At 37.6% G+C, this 19228-nt stretch carries 18 protein-coding genes and 1 other annotated feature; of the genes, 4 read left to right on the forward strand and 14 right to left on the reverse strand.

What is annotated here, in order from left to right; genetic code table 11:
- Nucleotides 1-204 (forward strand) — a binding site (T-box leader).
- Between the two features lie 86 nt (nucleotides 205-290).
- The gene (gene trpS, locus ACEWK1_RS06255) at nucleotides 291-1280 is read left to right on the forward strand and encodes a tryptophan--tRNA ligase (protein ID WP_212136146.1); all 990 of its coding nucleotides are present in this window, start codon (nucleotides 291-293) and stop codon (nucleotides 1278-1280) included.
- 75 nt (nucleotides 1281-1355) lie between these two features.
- Here the strand turns inward: trpS and ACEWK1_RS06260 are convergent, their stop codons facing one another.
- The 4 genes from ACEWK1_RS06260 to ACEWK1_RS06275 form a co-directional block, all read right to left on the reverse strand.
- Complete coding sequence (locus ACEWK1_RS06260) at nucleotides 1356-2108, reverse strand: YjbA family protein (protein WP_098798706.1); 753 nt, start codon at nucleotides 2106-2108, stop codon at nucleotides 1356-1358.
- 170 nt (nucleotides 2109-2278) lie between these two features.
- On the reverse strand, nucleotides 2279-3046 hold the full coding sequence (locus ACEWK1_RS06265) for a DUF2268 domain-containing protein (protein WP_212136145.1): 768 nt from the start codon (nucleotides 3044-3046) through the stop codon (nucleotides 2279-2281).
- A gap of 123 nt (nucleotides 3047-3169) precedes the next feature.
- Nucleotides 3170-4411 carry a beta-ketoacyl-ACP synthase II gene (gene fabF, locus ACEWK1_RS06270; RefSeq protein ID WP_098798708.1) on the reverse strand — a complete coding sequence of 414 codons (1242 nt, stop codon included), beginning with the start codon at nucleotides 4409-4411 and terminating at the stop codon, nucleotides 3170-3172.
- A gap of 105 nt (nucleotides 4412-4516) precedes the next feature.
- The gene (locus ACEWK1_RS06275) at nucleotides 4517-5449 is read right to left on the reverse strand and encodes a beta-ketoacyl-ACP synthase III (protein ID WP_121664722.1); all 933 of its coding nucleotides are present in this window, start codon (nucleotides 5447-5449) and stop codon (nucleotides 4517-4519) included.
- A 215-nt stretch (nucleotides 5450-5664) separates the two neighbouring features.
- Between ACEWK1_RS06275 and ACEWK1_RS06280 the strand changes: the two genes are divergently transcribed.
- The gene (locus ACEWK1_RS06280; RefSeq protein WP_212136144.1) at nucleotides 5665-5976 is read left to right on the forward strand and encodes a hypothetical protein; all 312 of its coding nucleotides are present in this window, start codon (nucleotides 5665-5667) and stop codon (nucleotides 5974-5976) included.
- A gap of 35 nt (nucleotides 5977-6011) precedes the next feature.
- Here ACEWK1_RS06280 and ACEWK1_RS06285 read toward each other — a convergent pair whose 3' ends face one another.
- The 4 genes from ACEWK1_RS06285 to ACEWK1_RS06300 all read right to left on the reverse strand — a co-directional run bounded on the left by ACEWK1_RS06285 (nucleotide 6012) and on the right by ACEWK1_RS06300 (nucleotide 8940).
- Nucleotides 6012-6194 (reverse strand): ComZ family protein, encoded by a 183-nt coding sequence (locus tag ACEWK1_RS06285; protein ID WP_098798711.1) that lies wholly within the window; start codon nucleotides 6192-6194, stop codon nucleotides 6012-6014.
- 69 nt (nucleotides 6195-6263) lie between these two features.
- Nucleotides 6264-7217, reverse strand: coding sequence for a BMP family ABC transporter substrate-binding protein (locus tag ACEWK1_RS06290; protein WP_212136143.1), 954 nt, complete (start codon nucleotides 7215-7217; stop codon nucleotides 6264-6266).
- A 72-nt stretch (nucleotides 7218-7289) separates the two neighbouring features.
- Entirely contained in the window at nucleotides 7290-8081 is a 792-nt protein-coding gene (locus tag ACEWK1_RS06295; RefSeq protein ID WP_212136142.1) for an NAD(P)-dependent oxidoreductase, read from the reverse strand.
- 124 nt (nucleotides 8082-8205) lie between these two features.
- Nucleotides 8206-8940: a hypothetical protein gene (locus tag ACEWK1_RS06300; protein WP_212136587.1), complete on the reverse strand. Its 735-nt coding sequence runs from the start codon at nucleotides 8938-8940 to the stop codon at nucleotides 8206-8208.
- A gap of 258 nt (nucleotides 8941-9198) precedes the next feature.
- On the opposite strand from ACEWK1_RS06300, the gene ACEWK1_RS06305 reads away from it, so the two are divergent.
- Nucleotides 9199-9390 carry a DUF2929 family protein gene (locus ACEWK1_RS06305; RefSeq protein ID WP_121664717.1) on the forward strand — a complete coding sequence of 64 codons (192 nt, stop codon included), beginning with the start codon at nucleotides 9199-9201 and terminating at the stop codon, nucleotides 9388-9390.
- Between the two features lie 69 nt (nucleotides 9391-9459).
- Here ACEWK1_RS06305 and ACEWK1_RS06310 read toward each other — a convergent pair whose 3' ends face one another.
- Nucleotides 9460-9639 carry a YjzC family protein gene (locus tag ACEWK1_RS06310; RefSeq protein ID WP_098798716.1) on the reverse strand — a complete coding sequence of 60 codons (180 nt, stop codon included), beginning with the start codon at nucleotides 9637-9639 and terminating at the stop codon, nucleotides 9460-9462.
- A 138-nt stretch (nucleotides 9640-9777) separates the two neighbouring features.
- On the opposite strand from ACEWK1_RS06310, the gene ACEWK1_RS06315 reads away from it, so the two are divergent.
- Nucleotides 9778-10587, forward strand: a complete 810-nt coding sequence (locus tag ACEWK1_RS06315) for an undecaprenyl-diphosphate phosphatase (RefSeq protein WP_212136141.1) — start codon at nucleotides 9778-9780, stop codon at nucleotides 10585-10587.
- A gap of 1453 nt (nucleotides 10588-12040) precedes the next feature.
- On the opposite strand, the gene argF is transcribed toward ACEWK1_RS06315, so the two are convergent.
- The 5 genes from argF to argB form a co-directional block, all read right to left on the reverse strand.
- Nucleotides 12041-12979, reverse strand: a complete 939-nt coding sequence (gene argF, locus ACEWK1_RS06320) for an ornithine carbamoyltransferase (protein ID WP_212136139.1) — start codon at nucleotides 12977-12979, stop codon at nucleotides 12041-12043.
- A gap of 33 nt (nucleotides 12980-13012) precedes the next feature.
- Complete coding sequence (locus tag ACEWK1_RS06325; protein WP_212136138.1) at nucleotides 13013-16102, reverse strand: carbamoyl phosphate synthase large subunit; 3090 nt, start codon at nucleotides 16100-16102, stop codon at nucleotides 13013-13015.
- Nucleotides 16095-17165: a carbamoyl phosphate synthase small subunit gene (locus tag ACEWK1_RS06330; protein WP_212136137.1), complete on the reverse strand. Its 1071-nt coding sequence runs from the start codon at nucleotides 17163-17165 to the stop codon at nucleotides 16095-16097. Before ACEWK1_RS06330 ends, ACEWK1_RS06325 begins: the two co-directional genes overlap by 8 nt.
- 118 nt (nucleotides 17166-17283) lie before the next feature.
- Nucleotides 17284-18444, reverse strand: coding sequence for an acetylornithine transaminase (locus ACEWK1_RS06335; protein ID WP_269671104.1), 1161 nt, complete (start codon nucleotides 18442-18444; stop codon nucleotides 17284-17286).
- Nucleotides 18441-19223: an acetylglutamate kinase gene (argB, locus tag ACEWK1_RS06340; RefSeq protein WP_212136136.1), complete on the reverse strand. Its 783-nt coding sequence runs from the start codon at nucleotides 19221-19223 to the stop codon at nucleotides 18441-18443. The genes ACEWK1_RS06335 and argB overlap by 4 nt, the downstream gene beginning before the upstream one ends.
- Nucleotides 19224-19228 lie beyond the last annotated feature (5 nt).

Here is a 19228-nt window from a genome sequence, read left to right on the forward strand (position 1 = left end):
TAATTGGCTTTGAAAAAGAGTAGTACATATTAGGAGCATTTAAAGAGAGCCTGTGGCTGGTGGAAACAGGTAATGACCGATATGGAATGGACTTTTGAGCTTCTGTACAGAAAGTTAGTACGTACAGACGTTTTCTGCGTTAAAGATTAAGTGATTTCTACTATAGAAATAAGTAGGGTGGCACCGCGGTCCATCGTCCCTATCAATGGGACGAGTGGGCCTTTTTGTATGTTCCAAAAGAAGTGTGGCCAGCTTATCAAATACATGTTCACTATTTAGGAGGAAAACAAATGAAAACAATTTTTTCAGGAATTCAGCCTAGCGGCTCAGTAACGTTAGGAAATTACATTGGGGCATTACGACAATTTGTTGATTTACAGGATGAATACAATTGTTATTTTTGTATAGTCGATCAACATGCAATTACTGTTCCTCAGGATCGATTAGCTCTTCGTAAAAACATTCGTAGTCTCGCAGCCCTTTACCTTGCTGTTGGGCTTGACCCAGAAAAAGTAACATTATTTATTCAATCAGAGGTTCCTGCCCATGCCCAAGCTGGATGGATGTTACAATGTGTTGCCTATATCGGCGAACTTGAAAGAATGACTCAATTCAAGGACAAGTCTCATGGGAAAGAAGCAGTTGTTGCTGGATTGCTCACATATCCACCACTAATGGCAGGAGATATTCTTTTATATAATACAGACCTAGTCCCAGTTGGTGAGGATCAAAAGCAGCATCTGGAATTAACAAGAGATATAGCGGAGCGCTTTAATAAGAAATACAACGATATTTTCACCGTTCCGGAAGTTCGTATTCCAAAAGTAGGTGCCCGTGTAATGTCACTCGCCGATCCTACAAAAAAAATGAGTAAATCAGATCCGAATCAAAAAGCATTTATTACTTTATTAGACGACCCAAAACAAATTGAGAAAAAGATTAAAAGTGCAGTAACGGATTCAGAAGGTATCGTCAAATATGATAAAGAAAATAAACCAGGTATCTCTAACTTATTATCAATTTATTCCATCTTTACGAATGAATCAATTGAAGAAATTGAAGCTCGTTACGAAGGAAAAGGATACGGAGACTTTAAAGCGGATGTTGCAAATGTAGTAGTTAATACACTTACACCTATTCAGGAAAAATACCATCAATTAATGGAATCAGAAGAATTAGATCAGATATTAGACAGAGGTGCGGAAAAGGCAAATGCCGTTGCAAGCAAAATGATTAAGAAAATGGAGAATGCAATGGGACTTGGTCGTAAGCGAAAATAAACATAAATGAAAAAACGATGTGTAAATGTTTTGGTTACATTCTCACATCGTTTTTTTATATGTAGCTCGTCCACTTTAATTAACTTTTGATTCATGTTCCATATCCCAGAGCTTCTCAAAGAAAGGTTGTCCTTTAATTAATCGCTCACATAACTGGATATGCTTTGGAGACCATCCATGTATCGTTTCTTCATATAATTGTCTCCATACTTCATCAAACTCTCGTTGCTGGATATCCTCATATTTAGTTGGATTCCATTCAGTATACCAATACTTTACCTCTGCGGCATTTTTAGTTGCTTGTAACTGATCAAGTGCCATAAATAATAATTGCTTTAATTGGCGCTCTTTTCTTGTTAACCCTCTCATATGTTGAGGTGCCAACGATAAAATATGATATTCTTTTTCATCTTCTTCACTTAACATTTCAATTGAATACTCTTCAGGCTCAATATCCTTTACCATTTCAAATACTAGTTGCTCCTGTCTTGGAATGATTCGGCTTTTGCGAATAGGAATTGTATAACCAATTGTGTCAACTGCAAGAATACCAATTCCATCTGTAACAACAAAACAATAATCCAACTGTATTCTTTCATGATTTTTACGAATATAAGCCTTTTGGAAAATATCTTTTAGTAGACCAGGTGGTAACTCCGCTAAGTTGTTTTCTATGTAGTCAAAAAGTAAGGAATTAACCTTTAATAGGGGAACCTGATCAAGAAGTTCAACACTGTCATCCTTTCTCCATTCATGAAAATGACAGACGTTGTACCCGTTCTCTTCACCTTCAAACCAATTTACCCAAACATCATGAAGAAATAACATTTTTTGACCCCTCACTTCAGTACCATTTGTCAAACAGTATAGGCAAATTTTAGATAAATTATTCCAATCATTGAAGAATATGCTTGATTTTATTATGCAAGGTTGTCCTACTTAAAATATATGTTGTGAATTGTAAGAGAATGTTACTTTTCACAACATTAAAGGGTTTTTTATTCAATAAAATCCTCAGCTTTAATCCCTAAAAGTGCTTTTGTCGCCTTGTTCGTTTTCTCCATATAATTCTTCACTAGATGATAACCTACTGCATACCCTAGCATTTTGGGATAAAAACCAGTTCCAAACATAAGCTGTGTAAACTTTTGATCTTGCCGAGTCGTTTTTTTCTGGGGCAAAATTATTCTTTCTAAGAAACGATCACATTGATCAGGATGATAAAGCTTCGTCCATTCTGCTACCGCCTCTTCACCGAGTTTTTCACGAACGGCATTTTCTGCTAATCCTTCCATTATCATTGTATCTATAATCGTAAAATCCTTTTCAGGTTTTGTAATAGCTGCCAAACGACAAACATGATGATATTCATGAGTTAGCAATGACTTTATATCTTCTTTTTTCACATCTTGTGATAGAAATAAAAATAACTTATCATGAAAAGCTAATCCAGATCGGCCTCTATACTCCATCTCTATTTTCCTGTTATGAACATCAACTGGAAACACAAAAATAGGGACACTAGGTCCGTTCCATTCGCTTTTTAACTTCTTTTTTTCATCATTGATGAAATGTAATAGTCGTTTATCCTTTATAACATCAATCCAATCCTGGCTAGCTGGAGATCTTTTATACATACCAAAAGAATGGAGATAGTTTGAAATGTCCCGTGCATTCATTTTAGAGAAGTAAGGTGTTAGTTTCTCACAAATTTCATATTGGTTTGGGGTTGTTTCTAACCACTCTGTAGTATTAATAACACTCATTTTGTTTCATCACTCCTTCCCTCTTTAGTTTATGAATTGAAGGAAGGACTGTTCTTACTTTTGGAGATTACGGGGATATCAATATGCAAAAAGCCAAATCAAATTTGATTTGGCTTTTTTATGTTATGCTTGATATTTTTTAAAGATAATCGTAGCATTGTGGCCACCGAAACCTAATGAGTTGCTCAATGCTGTATTGATTTCTTGTTTACGTGCTTCGTTTGGAACATAGTCCAGGTCACAATCAGGATCTGGAGTTTGTAAATTGATTGTTGGTGGTAGAATTCCTTCTTTAATAGCGAGAATACTAAAAATAGCTTCTACACCACCAGCAGCACCTAATAGATGTCCAGTCATTGACTTAGTTGAACTGATTGCAAGCTTATTCGCGTGTTCACCGAATACTTCCTTAATAGCTAATGTTTCAAACTTATCATTATAAGGAGTACTTGTACCATGTGCATTAATATAATCAATTTCATTTGCGTTTAGGCCACTGCGTTCAATTGCCATTTTCATTGCTCTTGAACCACCTTCACCGTTTGGAGCAGGTGCTGTAATATGATAAGCATCACCCGTTGCGCCATACCCAACAATTTCAGCATAAATAGTTGCACCACGTGCTAGCGCATGCTCTAATTCTTCAAGAACAATAATCCCAGCACCTTCCCCCATAACAAAGCCATCGCGATCTTTATCAAATGGACGGCTTGCTGTTTTAGGATCTGGATTTGTAGATAATGCCTTGTTCGCAGTAAAGCCTGCAAATGACATTTCAGTTAAAGGAGCCTCTGCCCCACCAGTGATCATCACATCCGCTTCTCCACGCTCGATAACACGGTAAGCATCTCCAATAGAATTTGTTCCGGTTGCACAAGCTGTTACTGTACAAGAGTTAAATCCTTTGGCACCTAATGCGATTGAAACCTGACCTGTAGCCATATCAGGTATTAGCATCGGTACGAAAAATGGACTAACACGTCTTGGTCCCTTTTCTAATAACGTTCTATATTGCTGTTCAAATGTTTCCATTCCGCCAATACCAGAACCAATCCAAACTCCAACACGTGGAGCGATTTCGTCTGTTATTTCTAAATTCGCATCCTTTACAGCCATAAATGATGCTGCAACAGCATATTGTGTGAAACGATCCATTTTACGCGCTTCTTTTTTATCCATAAATTGCTCAACATCAAAATCCTTCAATTCTGCAGCAACTTTAGCTGGATATGGTTCAGAATCAATTCTTGTTATCGGACCAACTCCTGATACTCCATTGATCGCATTTTGCCACGATGTTTGCACATCATTCCCAATTGGAGTTAAAGCTCCTAACCCAGTTACCACTACTCGCTTTTTTTCCATAATGATGACACCTCACCTTTGAGAGAATTTATTTATTTAATCGTATCTATTGTTGTTCGACATATTTCGGGGAGTGACAGGCACTACAACACCCGTCCCGGGCACCTACTTACCCCAACGAAGAGCAATTGCTCCCCATGTTAGTCCGCCGCCGAAGCCTACCATAACAATTAGGTCTCCGTCTTTAATCTTTCCTGCTTCTAGTTCTTCTACTAGAGAAATAGGGATAGATGCAGCAGAAGTGTTGCCATATTTGTTAACTGTTTTAGACATTTTTTCTTCAGGTAACTCAAGACGTTCACGAGCTGCTTCCATGATACGGATATTTGCTTGGTGTGGGATTAAGAAATCAACATCTTCTTTTGTTAATCCTGCTTTTTCCAAAACGTTAACACTAGACTCGCCCATTTGCCTTACAGCAAACTTAAACACTTCACGGCCATTCATGATGATATATTCATCTTGATATAAGTGCTTTCCACCTGTTCCGTCAGCCCCAAGCTCAAAGGATAATATCCCTTTTCCTTCACTAACAGGTCCAATGACAGCCGCTCCAGCTCCATCCCCGAAAAGTACCGCTGTATTACGATCATCCCAATCTGTAATTTTCGAAAGCTTCTCAACACCTACAACTAATACATGCTTATAAGCTCCGGATTCAATAAACTGTTTAGCTGTAACCATTCCATACATAAAACCAGCACATGCTGCACTAATATCCATTGCCGCAGCTTTAGTTGCACCTAATGATTCCTGTAGCATACATGCTACAGATGGAAAGGGCTGATCTGGTGTTACTGTCGCAACCAAAATTAAATCTAAATCTTCAGCTGCAATACCAGCATCCTTTAATGCTTTCTCTGCAGCAAATTTAGCCATATGAGAAGTATCAACTGAATCATCAGCAATGCGACGTTCCTCGATTCCCGTTCTCGTTCTTATCCATTCATCTGATGTATCCATGATTTTCTCTAAATCAGCATTTGTAACAACTTTTTCAGGTGTGTATCGTCCGATACCAATAATCCCTGCGTTCATTTGTGCAGCCCCTTTATCTTTTAATAAATAGTAAAAAAGTGAATTTATTATATTTAAATTTATATCAAATGTTATGACTTGGTACTAATTTTATCTTATTCAAAAATTTTTTTCAATATGAATGTTTTGGTTCACGAGTCTAGAACCCGTCTTGATCACATTCATAAAATATTACTACCTGGACCCGACACTAAACTTTCTAAGGAGGTGTTAAGATGGAATATAATGAAACATTTTCTGAAGAAACCTCTCATGATTTAGATGATCAAATAACCAAAGCCGATGAAAACAAAGAGAAGAACACCGTTTCAACAGATAAATTTACTCAACTTATGTTCGGAAACAGAGTTCCAAAAAGACTTCAACATTCCTTGCATCAAGAAGAAGAACAAGAAAACAAAAAAGAAGATGTAAACTATTTTACTTTAATGGGGCAAATCGATGATATTATGGTTTCTCTTGAGAACCTTAAACCAGTTTTAAAGGAATTATCCCCTATTATGGATTTTTTTAAAAAGAAGAAATGATTTTCTAAACAAGAAAAAGCTGCCAATGGCAGCTTTTATTGTGCATCCTTCTTTCCTAATTCGTACGCTTCTCCCATAACCTTCGTAAATAACTCAAGCATAGGTTGAATTGTTTCCATCGATAAGTCAATCCCTGAACCTTCTAATTTTTGCTTAGCCTCAGGTAAATATTTCATTGCAATCTGCATAAATTCCATCGTTTTTGGATGCTGTTCCATTCTTACTCACTCCTTCTTATTCTCTAGTATTATCATATAATGCATGATCTTGTATGTATAGAAACATGCTTACAATTGATTAGGTAAGAGCCCACTTTCCTTGTATTCCTCAATAGATTCTTGAAGATCTGTTTGAAAGCTTTTTTCCACTAAGGGGCTAAATTTCCCCAGTGAAATAACACCATCTTGAAAATCATAAAATAATTCTCCACTTTCTAGTTCTCCGCTATCAAAACTTTTTGCAACAAGCTCATATAAAACATCCACATGTTGAACTGTACTTGTGAGAACTGTTCCTTTCCCTAAATCAGATTGATCGGATACAAATCCAATTGCATACAAGCCCTCTTCCTTTAGACGCTCAATGACGGAAATATTATAACCATCTCCTGCAACATAAACAATGTCTACTCCTTCAGCAATCATTGCATCCAACAGGGTCATAGCTGTCGTGACATCATTCCAATCTTGTACATATTGAATATCAACATTTACATTTTCATTTTGGAAATATGCCCCTTCAAAAAAACCATCAATTTCAGGCTGCCATTCAAATGCGGCTAATACACCAACCTTATCATTATTCGTCATTTCACCAGCAACCATTCCACCAAAAAAGCCCATTGCATGTGATTCAAAGTTTAAGCTTGTGACATTTTCTCCAGAAGCTTCTCCATTGAATAAAACGAAATGAATATCAGGATAATCTTTACAAATCGTATTGAAAAAAGCCGCATATTCACTACCATGACCAAAAATCAGATTAACATCCTTTTCTTGAAATTCGTCAATAGCAGAACGAATACTAAATTCATCATTCATTCCTTCTTTATAAAAAACATCCACGCCTAGTTCAGACTGAATCTTCAGCAGCCCCTTGTACCCTTTTGTTCCCCATACTTTATCATCTATTGTATCGGGTACAAGTAAACCTACTTTCTCCAGTTTTCCTGAAGCTACGGGTTGTCCACAACCAAAAAGCGAAAAAAGAAGGATAAGGACTAAACCAAACTTTATGTACATGGCAACCCCTCCCTTATTTCTAGTTTACTGCCTTTATTTTATATCTTCCATATTTAATTGTACAATAACATTCTACTTCAGTTTATAAATATCTTGAAATCTTATAATAGTATCAAGCTGTTTCTCTAGACCTTTTTCAATTGACGTATAAGAATGTAAAACTTGTTTCTCAAATACTTCATCCACCTCTGAAAAGGTTGCATTCATTTTTAACTCAACTGAAAAGGAGTTAGTTTCATCATTCAGTTCACTTAGAAAGGAATACATCTTTCCCAATTCAAGTTCATCCATATAGGCCCAAACTGCATTTGTTGCATCTTCTATATACATAATGGGCTCCTCAATATTTAAGGACGTTTGTTTATTGTCTATATAAGCTAACAAGTGCTGATGAATTTTTTCTTCCGGAGGCTGAAAGGGACCATAAAGACTTGGAAAAAACAAAACAGAATAATGATCAAGCTGCTCAGACAGGTAGCTTAGCCCTGTTTCAATGAAAGGGTTTCTATCTTTATTAGGATGAATAACATTTGACCCTATAAGAAGAAATTGAGTTTTATGTTTCTTAGCTAATTGTATGGCTTTTTTAAATTCTTCCTTTTCAAGATCCTTTTCTTCCATGTCAAAGCAAAACATTATAACATCAGCTTGATTTTCTTCCGTTAAATGACGAGAAGAAAACTTCGCTTGAAAATAAGCGTTTCTTCCTATTAACATAAGTCGTTCGTTTAGTAAGTTTTTTTGATCATCTCTATTTGGTTCAGTGAATATTCCTGTTACTTCTACCCCTTCTTCAAGAAACTTTTCAATCAGTGAAAAACCAATATAAGAATGTGCTCCAAATACCATAACAGAATTAACCATAACATGACCTCCTTAGTAGGCGTTATAACCAAAATATGCGAGAGAACCGGTTACTAGTACTTTAAATCAATTTAAGATGCCTTGCTAAAAAAAAGCGCCTCTTAAAGACGCTTTAAATATTTCATCATAAGATCCTCTCATTTTCTTTGTAAAATCGAATAATTGATTGATTCGTTCGATAAGGATTATCACCTAAATGGTAAATTAACTGAATTGGAGAACCGGCCTCTTTCCTTAATTCTTCAAACCGTTTACTATGATGATGATGAACATAGGTACTGCTATTCATTCTTTGCCAAATCCTTACTGGAACTTGTGAATTTATAGTCGTAAGATTTGGTAAATCAAGTCTAGGAACCTTCTTCTGGTCAGTCTCATAGGCTTCAGCAATTTCTTTTATTAATCTTTTATAAAAAAACTTATGCTCTTTTTCATTTTCTAAATGGGCTTGGAGGTCAAGGCAAGGATTCATCATGGCTACAGAGCGAATCTTATCTGGTATTTCATTCATTAATTGCAATCCAGTTAACGCACCCATACCATCGACTAACAGATGGATACGTTGATTTAAAATTTCTTTCTTCATTACAAGATGATAAAGCTGTTTCGCCATAGTAACTGACCTAGGACTTCCCCAATGATTACCAAATAAATTAGAGTGAAAAAGGGTATATCCCTTGTTCATCAACTCGGATATTAATTGATTACGCCCATAATGCTGATGCCAAAAGCTCGATGTTCCATCAACAAAATCTGATCGATCACCGATGATAAATATTCCAAACCCATTCGGCTTTGTTGGTAAATGGATTACATTCCATTCCGTTTCAATTTGAAAAAAACGCTCCGTTATACTCATCACTTGCCCACCACCTTTCTCTTTTGTGACTTTTCTTCTTTATAATGTATGTCTTAACACACAAAAAGAATGGGACTGTATCACTATTCGTGCAAATATAGACGAATCCAACCTATTCAACCGGTTTATAAATAATTTGTTTTATTATTTCATGCAGGATTTGTAGAGTTTATGAACAATTAAAAAAGGTTCTTTTATTATTGAAAGATATTGTGATAATATATAGTAAGAATTCGTCTGGAAATAGAGGTGAACGATATGCGTTTCTTTTGGACATTTTTTTGGACTTTTTTATTAATACATATGGCGTCATATGTAGTTAACTCTATGACAGGTGGTCATTATGATTTTATGGTTTCAACGACACTTGCTGTGATTGCAACCGTTGTCATCTTTATCATCGCGGAATTAATTCCTAGCGAGCCAGTTCCAAACCACGACCATCATTAAATGATTCGACTAAAAGACAAAAAACCCTACTTAAAAGTAGGGTTTTTTGTTTCATTGAAAGCTAAATCATTAAGGCTTTCTTTTATATGTCCACTGACGATTATGGTTGGCTGTTTCTGGGAAACGATCTCCCGCTTTCAATTTAATTTGACCAGGGTTTTTTACGTTGTCCCCTGATTCACCTATTTCTACATACATTCCATTATTAGGTGCTTTTTGACCAGCTCTAAAACGATGTTGTTGGCCCATTTTAACTCCTCCTCCCTTGCTTACTCATAGTATCTCCACTAGGACCAATTTCATGAGTTCAGAAAAGTTCTTTACAGGATTCCAAACCTGTAGTTAAATGGTAAAGGATTGTAAATCTCATGAACGGAGGATGTTAAATTGGATCTATTTTTAATCATAAAATACTTCTTATTAGGAGTATTTCAAGGGTTTACGGAACCAATCCCCATTTCTTCAAGTGGACATTTAGTCTTTGCCCAGCATTTTCTTGGCCTTGAAATTGAAGGATTATCATTTGAATTGTTAGTTAACGCAGCTTCTTTAATAGCTGTTTTAATGATATACCGTGAAGATCTAATAAGATTAACAGTAAATGGGTTAAAATACATATCAACAAAAGACAAGCATAGCAAAAATGACTTTCAATTTATCATTTACCTTGTTATCGCAACGATTCCAGCAGGAGTCATTGGTCTCCTATTTGATGATGTAATCTCAAAGCACCTAAAACACATTCAAGTAACAGCTATTACCCTGATTATCACAGGAATTGCATTATGGACAATCCGTAACCTACGCGGGAGAAAAAATGATGGAGATCTTACTCTTAAAGATGCTCTTATTGTAGGCTTTGCTCAAGCAGTTGCGCTAATTCCTGGAATTAGTCGATCTGGCGCTACAATTGTTGCAGCCATGGCTTTGGGTATGAAGCAGGAAACAGCTCTAAAGTTTTCTTTCTTACTTTTTATCCCCGTTAGCTTTGGGGGGATGATTTTAAGTATCACGGATTTAATGGATGATCCAAATTTAGACACATTACTTATCCCTTATATTATCGCGTTTATTGCAGCGCTTGTAACTTCATATTTCTCACTGAAATGGTTCATGAATATTATGGCTAAAGGCAATTTAAAGTACTTTTCTTTTTATTGCTTTGTGGTTGGGATTGCGGTTTTGTTGTTTGCATAGAGGGATTAAAAAGCGTGAAGGGCGACCTTGCGCTTTTTTTTGTTTGTGTTTGATTATAGGAGTTAAGTTAAAGTAGTACCGAACCCGGACAAGGCGGCAGTCGTATCGAGACTCACTTCTCTGATCCATCCCTTTATTTGTCCCGATTCTCACAGTATCGAGACTCTTTTCTTCTCCTTCTCCCTTTTTCTGTCCCGATTCTCGTAGTATCGAGACTTATTTCTCTGATCCAACCCTTTTTCTGTCCCGATTCTCGCAGTATCGAGACTCTTTTCTTCTCCTTCTCCCTTTTTTTGTCCCGATTCTCGTAGTATCGAGACTCATTCCTTCTCCTTCTACCTTTATCTGTCCCGATTCTTGCAGTATCGAGACTTATTTCTTCTGTTTCTCCCTTTTTCTGTCCCGATTCTCGTAGTATCGAGACTCATTCCTTCTTCTTTCTCCCTTTTTCTGTCCGATTCTCGCTGGATCGAGACTTATTCCTTCTCTTTCTCCCTTTTTTGTCCCGATTCTTGCAGTATCGAGACTTATTTCTCTACTCCAACCCATTTTCTGTCCCGATTCTCGTAGTATCGAGACTTATTTCTCTGATCCAACCCTTTTTCTGTCCCGATTCTTGCAGTATCGAGACTTACTTCTCTGCTCCATCCCTTTTTCTGTCCCGATTCTCGCAGTATCGAGACTTATTTCTCTGATCCATCCCTTTATCTGTCCCAATTCTTGCAGTATCGAGACTTATTTCTCTGATCCAACCCTTTTTCTGTCCCGATTCACGCAGTATCGAGACTCATTTCCCCTCTCAATCCCTTTTTCTGCCCCGATTCTCACAGTATCGAGACTTATTTCTCTGCTCCATCCCTTTTTCTGTCCCGATTCTCACAGTATCGAGACTTATTTCTCTGCTCCAACCCATTTTCTGTCCCGATTCTCGCAGTATCGAGACTCACTTTTCTGCTCTATCCCTTTTTCTGTCCCGATTCACGCAGTATCGAGACTCATTTCCCCTCTCAATCCCTTTTTCTGTCCCGATTCTCACAGTATCGAGACTCACTTCTCTGCTCCATCCCTTTATCTGTCCCGATTCTCGCAGTATCGAGACTCACTTCTCTGCTCCATCCCTTTTTCTGTCCCGATTCTCACAGTATCGAGACTCATTTCTCTTCTCCATCCCTTTTTCTGTCCCGATTCCCGCACTATCGAGACTCATTTCTTCTCCTTCTCCCTTCTTCTGTCCCGATTCCCACAGTATCGTGACTCATCCTTCCTCTCAATCCCTTCTCATGTCTCAATTCGCCCATTATCAAAACACCTTTCTCTGATCTCCATCTTCTCCTACTCCTTTAAAAAGCTAACCACCAGCCAAGCAGTAGTACCCCCTCAACATCTACGCTCCCAAATCCCCCAAAAAAGGCGTGTTAACCAAAACCAGTTAACACGCCTTCTTATATAAGTACTATCCTAACAATTTCACCAGCAACGCCTTTTGAACATGCAGACGGTTTTCTGCTTGTTCGAATACAGCTGAATGCTCGCCGTCGATAATGGATGCTGTTACTTCTTCTTCGCGATGTGCTGGTAAGCAGTGCAGGAAGTTGTAGTCCTTCTTTGCATGCTTTACTAGTTCATCGTTTACTTGGAAGTCTTTAAATGCAACAAGACGTTCTTGTTGTTCACTTTCTTGCCCCATGCTAGCCCATACATCTGTATAGATGATATCGGCGTCTTTCACCGCTTCAATCGGGTCATTTGTGATTGTAATTTTTGCACCTGTCCCAGCAGCAAGCTCCTGAGCTTTTTCCACTACAGCTTGGTTTGGTTCATATCCTTTTGGACAACCTAAGGAAAAGTCCATTCCCACTTTGGCAGCAGCTATCATAAGAGAATGTGCAACATTGTTTCCATCACCTAAGTAAGCTGTTTTGACGCCAACAAATTTTTCTTTCAGGCGGTAAATTGTCTTTAAATCAGCAAGTGCCTGGCAAGGATGGAAAAGATCTGTTAAACCATTGATTACTGGAATGCTTGCGTGCTTAGCTAATTCTTCGATCTTATCATGACCAAATGTACGAATCATGATGGCATCTACATATCCAGACAGTACTTTTGCTGTGTCTGATACAGGCTCTCCTCTTCCTAGTTGAAGGTCTTGGCTGCTTAAGAATAAAGCATGGCCTCCTAATTGAAGCATTCCTGTTTCAAATGACACACGAGTTCTTGTTGACGATTTTTCAAAAATCATCGCTAGTGTTTTACCTTGTAACACTGGCTGAAGCGGATTTTCTTCTAACTTAAAAGCATCTTCAATTAAGTCTAGAATCTCCTGCTGGCTATAATCAAGTAATGTTAAAAAGTCTCTTTTTTGTATCGTCTTTTCTTTAAGCTTTAAACTCACGCTTGCCCACTTCCTTTCATCTCTATTTAATATTTATACATTCTTTATTAACGGCTTGGTGAGTTGTTGAATAGAAGATACGTCCTCATCCAATGCTGAGAGGCTATCTATACACGCATAATACGTAGCAAGGTTTGTAAATAAGATCATGCCTTTTTCTAATGCTTGCTGACGTTCTAGCTTTGCTTCTTCACTATCAACAAGGGATACAAAAATCCCTTTTTCTCCCTCAACCCATGTTTGATAATCACTTGTTACCACGTTAAGACCTGCTTCTTTTGCGGTCTTGAGCGCCTCTTCATTCTTTATATCAAAGTAAACACTTGTTACATTTTCTAGCTCTTTTTTGAAAATCTTACGGTAAACACTCTTTAATTCTTTGCCCACACACATTCCTTCACCAGTTGCCTTCATTTCCGGCCCTAATGTGATATCTACATCATGAAGAGCATGACTTGAGAAGACTGGGTACTTAACAGCTACCATATTGGATTGTTCTGATGGTTGAATTTGCAGCTCTTTTAATTTTTTCCCACACAATAAATGCGTTGCATGCTTAATTACTGGAATACCTGTTACTTTACTAATAACCGGTGCGGTTCTACTTGCACGCGGGTTTACCTCAAGCACATAAATATCTTCACCATTTACTAAAAATTGGATATTCATAATACCACGATAGTTAAGCTTTTTTACTAAGGCATTAGCATAATCAGCAATTACTTGTTTATTTTTATCCGTTAAATTTTGAGAAGGTAAAATCGCTAAGCTGTCACCTGAATGAACACCTGCTGGCTCAACATGCTCAATATAAGTTGGAATAAAAGCTTCTTCACCATCAGAAATTAAGTCAATTTCTCCTTCTAAACCTTGAACAAATTGATCAATTAATACGGGATAAATCATATTAGTATTTTCCGAAAGAAGCTTAGCAAGTGTTGCTTCGTTATGAACCACAACCATTCCTTTTCCACCAATTACATAAGAAGGTCTTAATAAAAGTGGGAAACCGATCTCACTAGCACCCTTTAATGCTTCTTCTGCATTGTTTGCTGTTAAACCAGCAGCATGTGGAATGGATAGGTTATCTAATATTTGATAAAACTTATCACGATCCTCTAGCCAATCAAGAGTTTCCGTGTCTGTACCTAATAACTGAACTCCTGCCGTTTCTAACTGTTCCGCAAGGTTAATCGCTGTTTGACCACCATATTGTACAATAACAGAATCGATACCTTCTGAATCCACAATGTTTAATACGTGCTCAAGAGTTATTGGTTCAAAGTACAGACGATCAGCTGTTTCAAAATCTGTACTCACTGTTTCTGGGTTATTATTGATCATGATTGCTTCATAACCTAATTGCTTTAGAGCCTTAATTCCATGTACAGCACTATAATCAAATTCGATTCCTTGACCGATACGAATTGGACCGGAGCCGATAATTAAGATTTTTTTCTTATCTGACCGTTCAGGCTGTTCGTTTTCTCCAAAATAAGTGGAGTAAAAATAGTTCGTACGTGCTTCAAATTCCGCTGCACATGTATCTACATATTTATAAGAAGCCTTCACTCCTGCGTCAAGACGAAGCTTGCGAACATTTGCTTCAGGAGCATTTAAGAGAGAGGCGATTGTACGGTCTGAGAAACCTTTTTCCTTTACTTCAGCTATTAAATCAGCTTCTAGTGTTTCAAGAGATTTCCCTTTAAGCTGATTCTCAAGCTCAACAATCTTCTTAAAGCAAGAAAGGAAATAAAGATCCATTTCTGTCATTTCATGAATTTCCTCAATTGTTATTCCTCTTCTAATTAGTTCCATTACAGCAAAGAATCTACGATCATCGGTCTTTTTCATTAACGTAATGATTTCGTCTGTCGATAACGTCACTAACTCCGGTAGATGTGTTCCAATGTTATCTAATTCTAATGAATCACACGCTTTTTGAAGAGCAGCTTCTAGATTACGTTCAATAGACATAACCTCGCCGGTTGCTTTCATTTTTGTACCAAGCTTACGGTCCGCTTTATTAAATTTATCAAACGGCCATCTTGGGAATTTTACAACAACATAATCAAGTGCTGGTTCAAAGCTTGCATATGTGCTCATTGTTAATGGATTTTTTAATTCTTCAAGTGTGTAACCAACTGCAAGCTTTGCAGCGATTTTCGCAATTGGATAACCAGTAGCCTTCGATGCTAGAGCAGATGATCTGCTGACCCGTGGATTAACTTCAATCACATAGTATTGCTTGCTTTTTGGATCTAAAGCTAATTGAATGTTACATCCACCGACCACACCTAGTGCTGAAACGATCTTAACTGCTGCGCTTCTTAGCATATGGTAATCCTGATCTGTTAACGTTTGAGATGGCGCAACAACAATTGAGTCCCCTGTATGAACACCAACTGGGTCAATATTTTCCATATTACATACAGAAATACATGTACCTTTATGATCTCGTATCATTTCATACTCTACTTCTTTAAAGCCTGCAATGCTTTTTTCAATTAAGCATTGTGTAATAGGGCTTGCATGTAACCCGCTTTTTACAAGCTTCTTAAATTCTTCTAGATTCGAAGCAATTCCGCCACCTTTTCCTCCAAGTGTATAAGCTGGACGAATGATGATTGGGAAGCCGATTTTTTCAGAAAACTCAAGAGCTTCACCAAGAGTTGTGACAATTGAGCTCTCAGGTATTGGCTCGTTTAAATCGTACATTAACTGACGAAATTCGTTACGATCTTCACCTTTGCGGATTGATTCTATTGAAGTACCTAGTAATTGCACTCCGTATTTTTCAAGAACACCAGCTTCGTGAAGCTCCATCGCTAAGTTCAGTCCTGTTTGACCACCTAGTGAAGCTAGCAAGCCATCGGGTTTTTCTTTATTAATAATGTTTGTTAGACTTTCAACTGTTAGAGGCTCAAAGTACAGAACATCTGAGAATTCCTCATCTGTCATAATTGTTGCCGGATTGTTATTAACAAGGACAACTTGATAGCCTTCTTCCTTTAACGCTAAGCATCCTTGTGTTCCTGCATAATCAAATTCTGCCGCCTGACCGATCACAATTGGGCCAGAACCGATTACGATGATTTTCTTTATTGATTGGTTTTTAGACATAAAGTATATCTCCTTTTGCAGCAGCGACTAAATCTAAAAATTCATCAAAAATCCATTCACTATCTGAAGGTCCTGGATGTGCCTCTGGATGAAATTGTGCTGTAATAATTGGTAAGTTCTTGTGTGATAATCCTTCGATTGAATCATCATTAATATGATAAAAACGCATATCTAACTCTGTTTCTTTTAAGCTATCTTTCATCACAACATAGCTGTGATTTTGCGAGGTCATAAACACTTTGTTTGTTTTCACATCATATACTGGCTGGTTAGCTCCTCTATGTCCAAACAGAAGCTTTTTCGTTTTTGCACCAAATGACAGGGCAATTAACTGATGACCTAAGCAAATACCTAATGTTGGGTGCGCAGCAACGACTTTCTTAATTTGTGAAAAAAAGTTTGCTAGTTGCTCTGGATCTCCTGGCCCATTTGATAAAAGGACTCCGTCAGGTTTAAGATCAGCAACTTTGTCGATCATTTTAAAGGGAACGGTTGTTACTTTACAACCTCTATTTAAAAGGGCTGTTAAAATTGATTTTTTAAAGCCGAAATCAACCAAAGCAATATGTTTTTCACCTTCACCATAAGTTTCAAGCTGATCGGATACAACCTCAAAAACTCCATCCTCGAAGATTGCACAAGGCTGTTCTTCTTGGTTTAAGGTTGTTGAGATCGTAGCCGCCATTGATCCATGATTTCTAATTTTCTTCACAACAGCACGTGTGTCAACGTGGTGAATGATTGGAATATTCCATTTTTCTAGATACTCCTTAAAGCTGTATTGCGCTTCATAGTGTGAATAATTTGTCGTATTTTCATAGATAACTACCGCTTTTACTTGCGGCTTTTTACTTTCATCATCACTTATGTTAATCCCGTAATTTCCAATAAGAGGATACGTAAATACAACAATTTGATTTTTATAGGAAGGATCTGTTAATACTTCCTGATAACCCGTCATTCCTGTAAAAAATACAATTTCACCGTTAATGTCCTCCGAGGAGCCATGTTCAAGTGTCCCGTTATACACTGATCCATCCTCTAAATGGAGATATCCTTTCATCTGTTTACACCTCGTTTGTCTATAGTTCTCTAATAGTGGAAACGCCCACCTATTAGCGTGTGGATAATTATTAAATATATAGTATTTTTATTCAATTACTAGCAAAAAAAATACTGTCTTATTGCGCACCTACGGATTGCTCGACTGAAGAAAACACACTTGCTATTGTTTCAATCGCTGTATCGATCTCCTCATACGACACTGTTAATGGAGGAAGTAATCGGACCACATTTGGTCCAGCTGGCAAAACAAGTAATTGCTTTTCTCTAAGCTGATTAATAATCTCTCCAACTTGTTCCTTACATTCTATTCCTAGTAATAAGCCTTTACCGCGAATTTCTTTCACTAGGGAATGAGCTCCTATTACAGTATTCAACTTGCCAAGCAGATAGTTACTTTTTTCTTCCACTTCTTTAAGAAAATTTTCTTCAAAGATTTTGGTAATTGTAGCTTTTGCAGCTGCCATGGCAATTGGATTACCACCAAAAGTAGAACCGTGGCTTCCCGCTTGAAAGGTATCAATCAAAGACTGCTTTCCGATCATTGCTCCGACCGGTAAGCCACTGCCGAGCCCTTTTGCAGAAGTGATAATATCAGGTGAAATTCCATAATGTTGATAACCAAATGGTTTTCCTGTACGACCAATACCCGTTTGAACTTCATCAATGATTAATAATGCTCCGATACGGTTGCACGTTTCCGTTACTTTTTGAAGAAATTCTTGCTGTGCTGGAACAACTCCACCTTCACCTTGAACCACTTCTAGCATAATTGCTGCTACATCGTCTTCAAGCTCATCTAACGCATTAGAATCGTTGTATGGTAAATATTGAAATGTTTCAAGCAAGGGTCCGAAGCCTTGTTGAATTTTTTCCTGACCTGTTGCTGACATTGTTGCGAAAGTTCTGCCATGAAACGATTGTAAAAAGGTTACAATCTTTGTTTTCCCAGTGTGCTTGCGTGCTAGTTTGATTGCAGCTTCGTTTGCTTCTGCCCCACTGTTACAGAAAAAAACAGCATCTCCTTCAGTTGAGTCAACTAAGAGCTTGGCTACTTCCTCTTGAATTGGCTGATGAAATAAATTTGACATATGCCAATACTTTGTTAACTGCTCCTCGACCGCAGCCGTCACATCCTCATTTGCATGCCCTAAGTTACAAACAGCAATACCGGAGATAAAATCTAAGTACTTTTTATCATTCTCATCAGTAACCCATGAGCCCTTTGCTTCTTTAATCGTTACATCCCATCTTGCGTACGTAGGGAATAAATAACTCATGATTTCAAAACCTCCCCTTCACTTACAATTTTTGTTCCTTTAAATATACCGCTCTCAACAAAGGCCTCGCTTCCACTTACAATCATAACCTCCTGACAAATGTCAGATAAAGTGGCTACAGCTGACTCAACCTTTGGAATCATTCCCCCTGTAATGACCTCTTTTTCGATCAGTTCGTAGATTTCTTCAGGTGTAATGGTTTCGATCACCTGCTTGTTTTGATCCATAATTCCTGGTACATCCGTTACAAATAAAAACTTTTCAGCTCCTACACCATTTGCAATAGCTGCTGCAGCTAAATCGGCATTCACATTTAGAGTCTCGTTTGTCACAGTGCGTGCCAGTGGCGCAACAACCGGTATATATCCATGATCCATTAATAAAGATACAGCTGACGTCTGAACTGAGGTTACTTTTCCTACCAATCCCAGATTCTCTTTATCCAAATATTCCGCTTGTAAAAGTCCACCATCAGTACCTGATACTCCGATCGAGTTGAACCCTTTTTGCTGAAGAAGATTTGTCAGATGTTTATTAATTTTACCAGCTAGCACCATTTCAGCAATTTCTAATACATCCTCTGTTGTTTTTCGTTGTCCGTTATAGAACTCAGTTTCTATTTCCAGAGCCTTTAGCATCTTTGTAATATCTGGACCTCCACCATGGACAATCATGACCCGCCAGTTTGATGAAACCAAATCTTTTAAACTTTGAAAGAATGTTTCTGATAATTGATGAACGGTACTACCACCACATTTTAATACGACTGTTTTTGACATAACGA

Source organism: Metabacillus sp. YM-086 (assembly GCF_048059995.1).
Classification (GTDB): domain Bacteria; phylum Bacillota; class Bacilli; order Bacillales; family Bacillaceae; genus Metabacillus; species Metabacillus litoralis_B.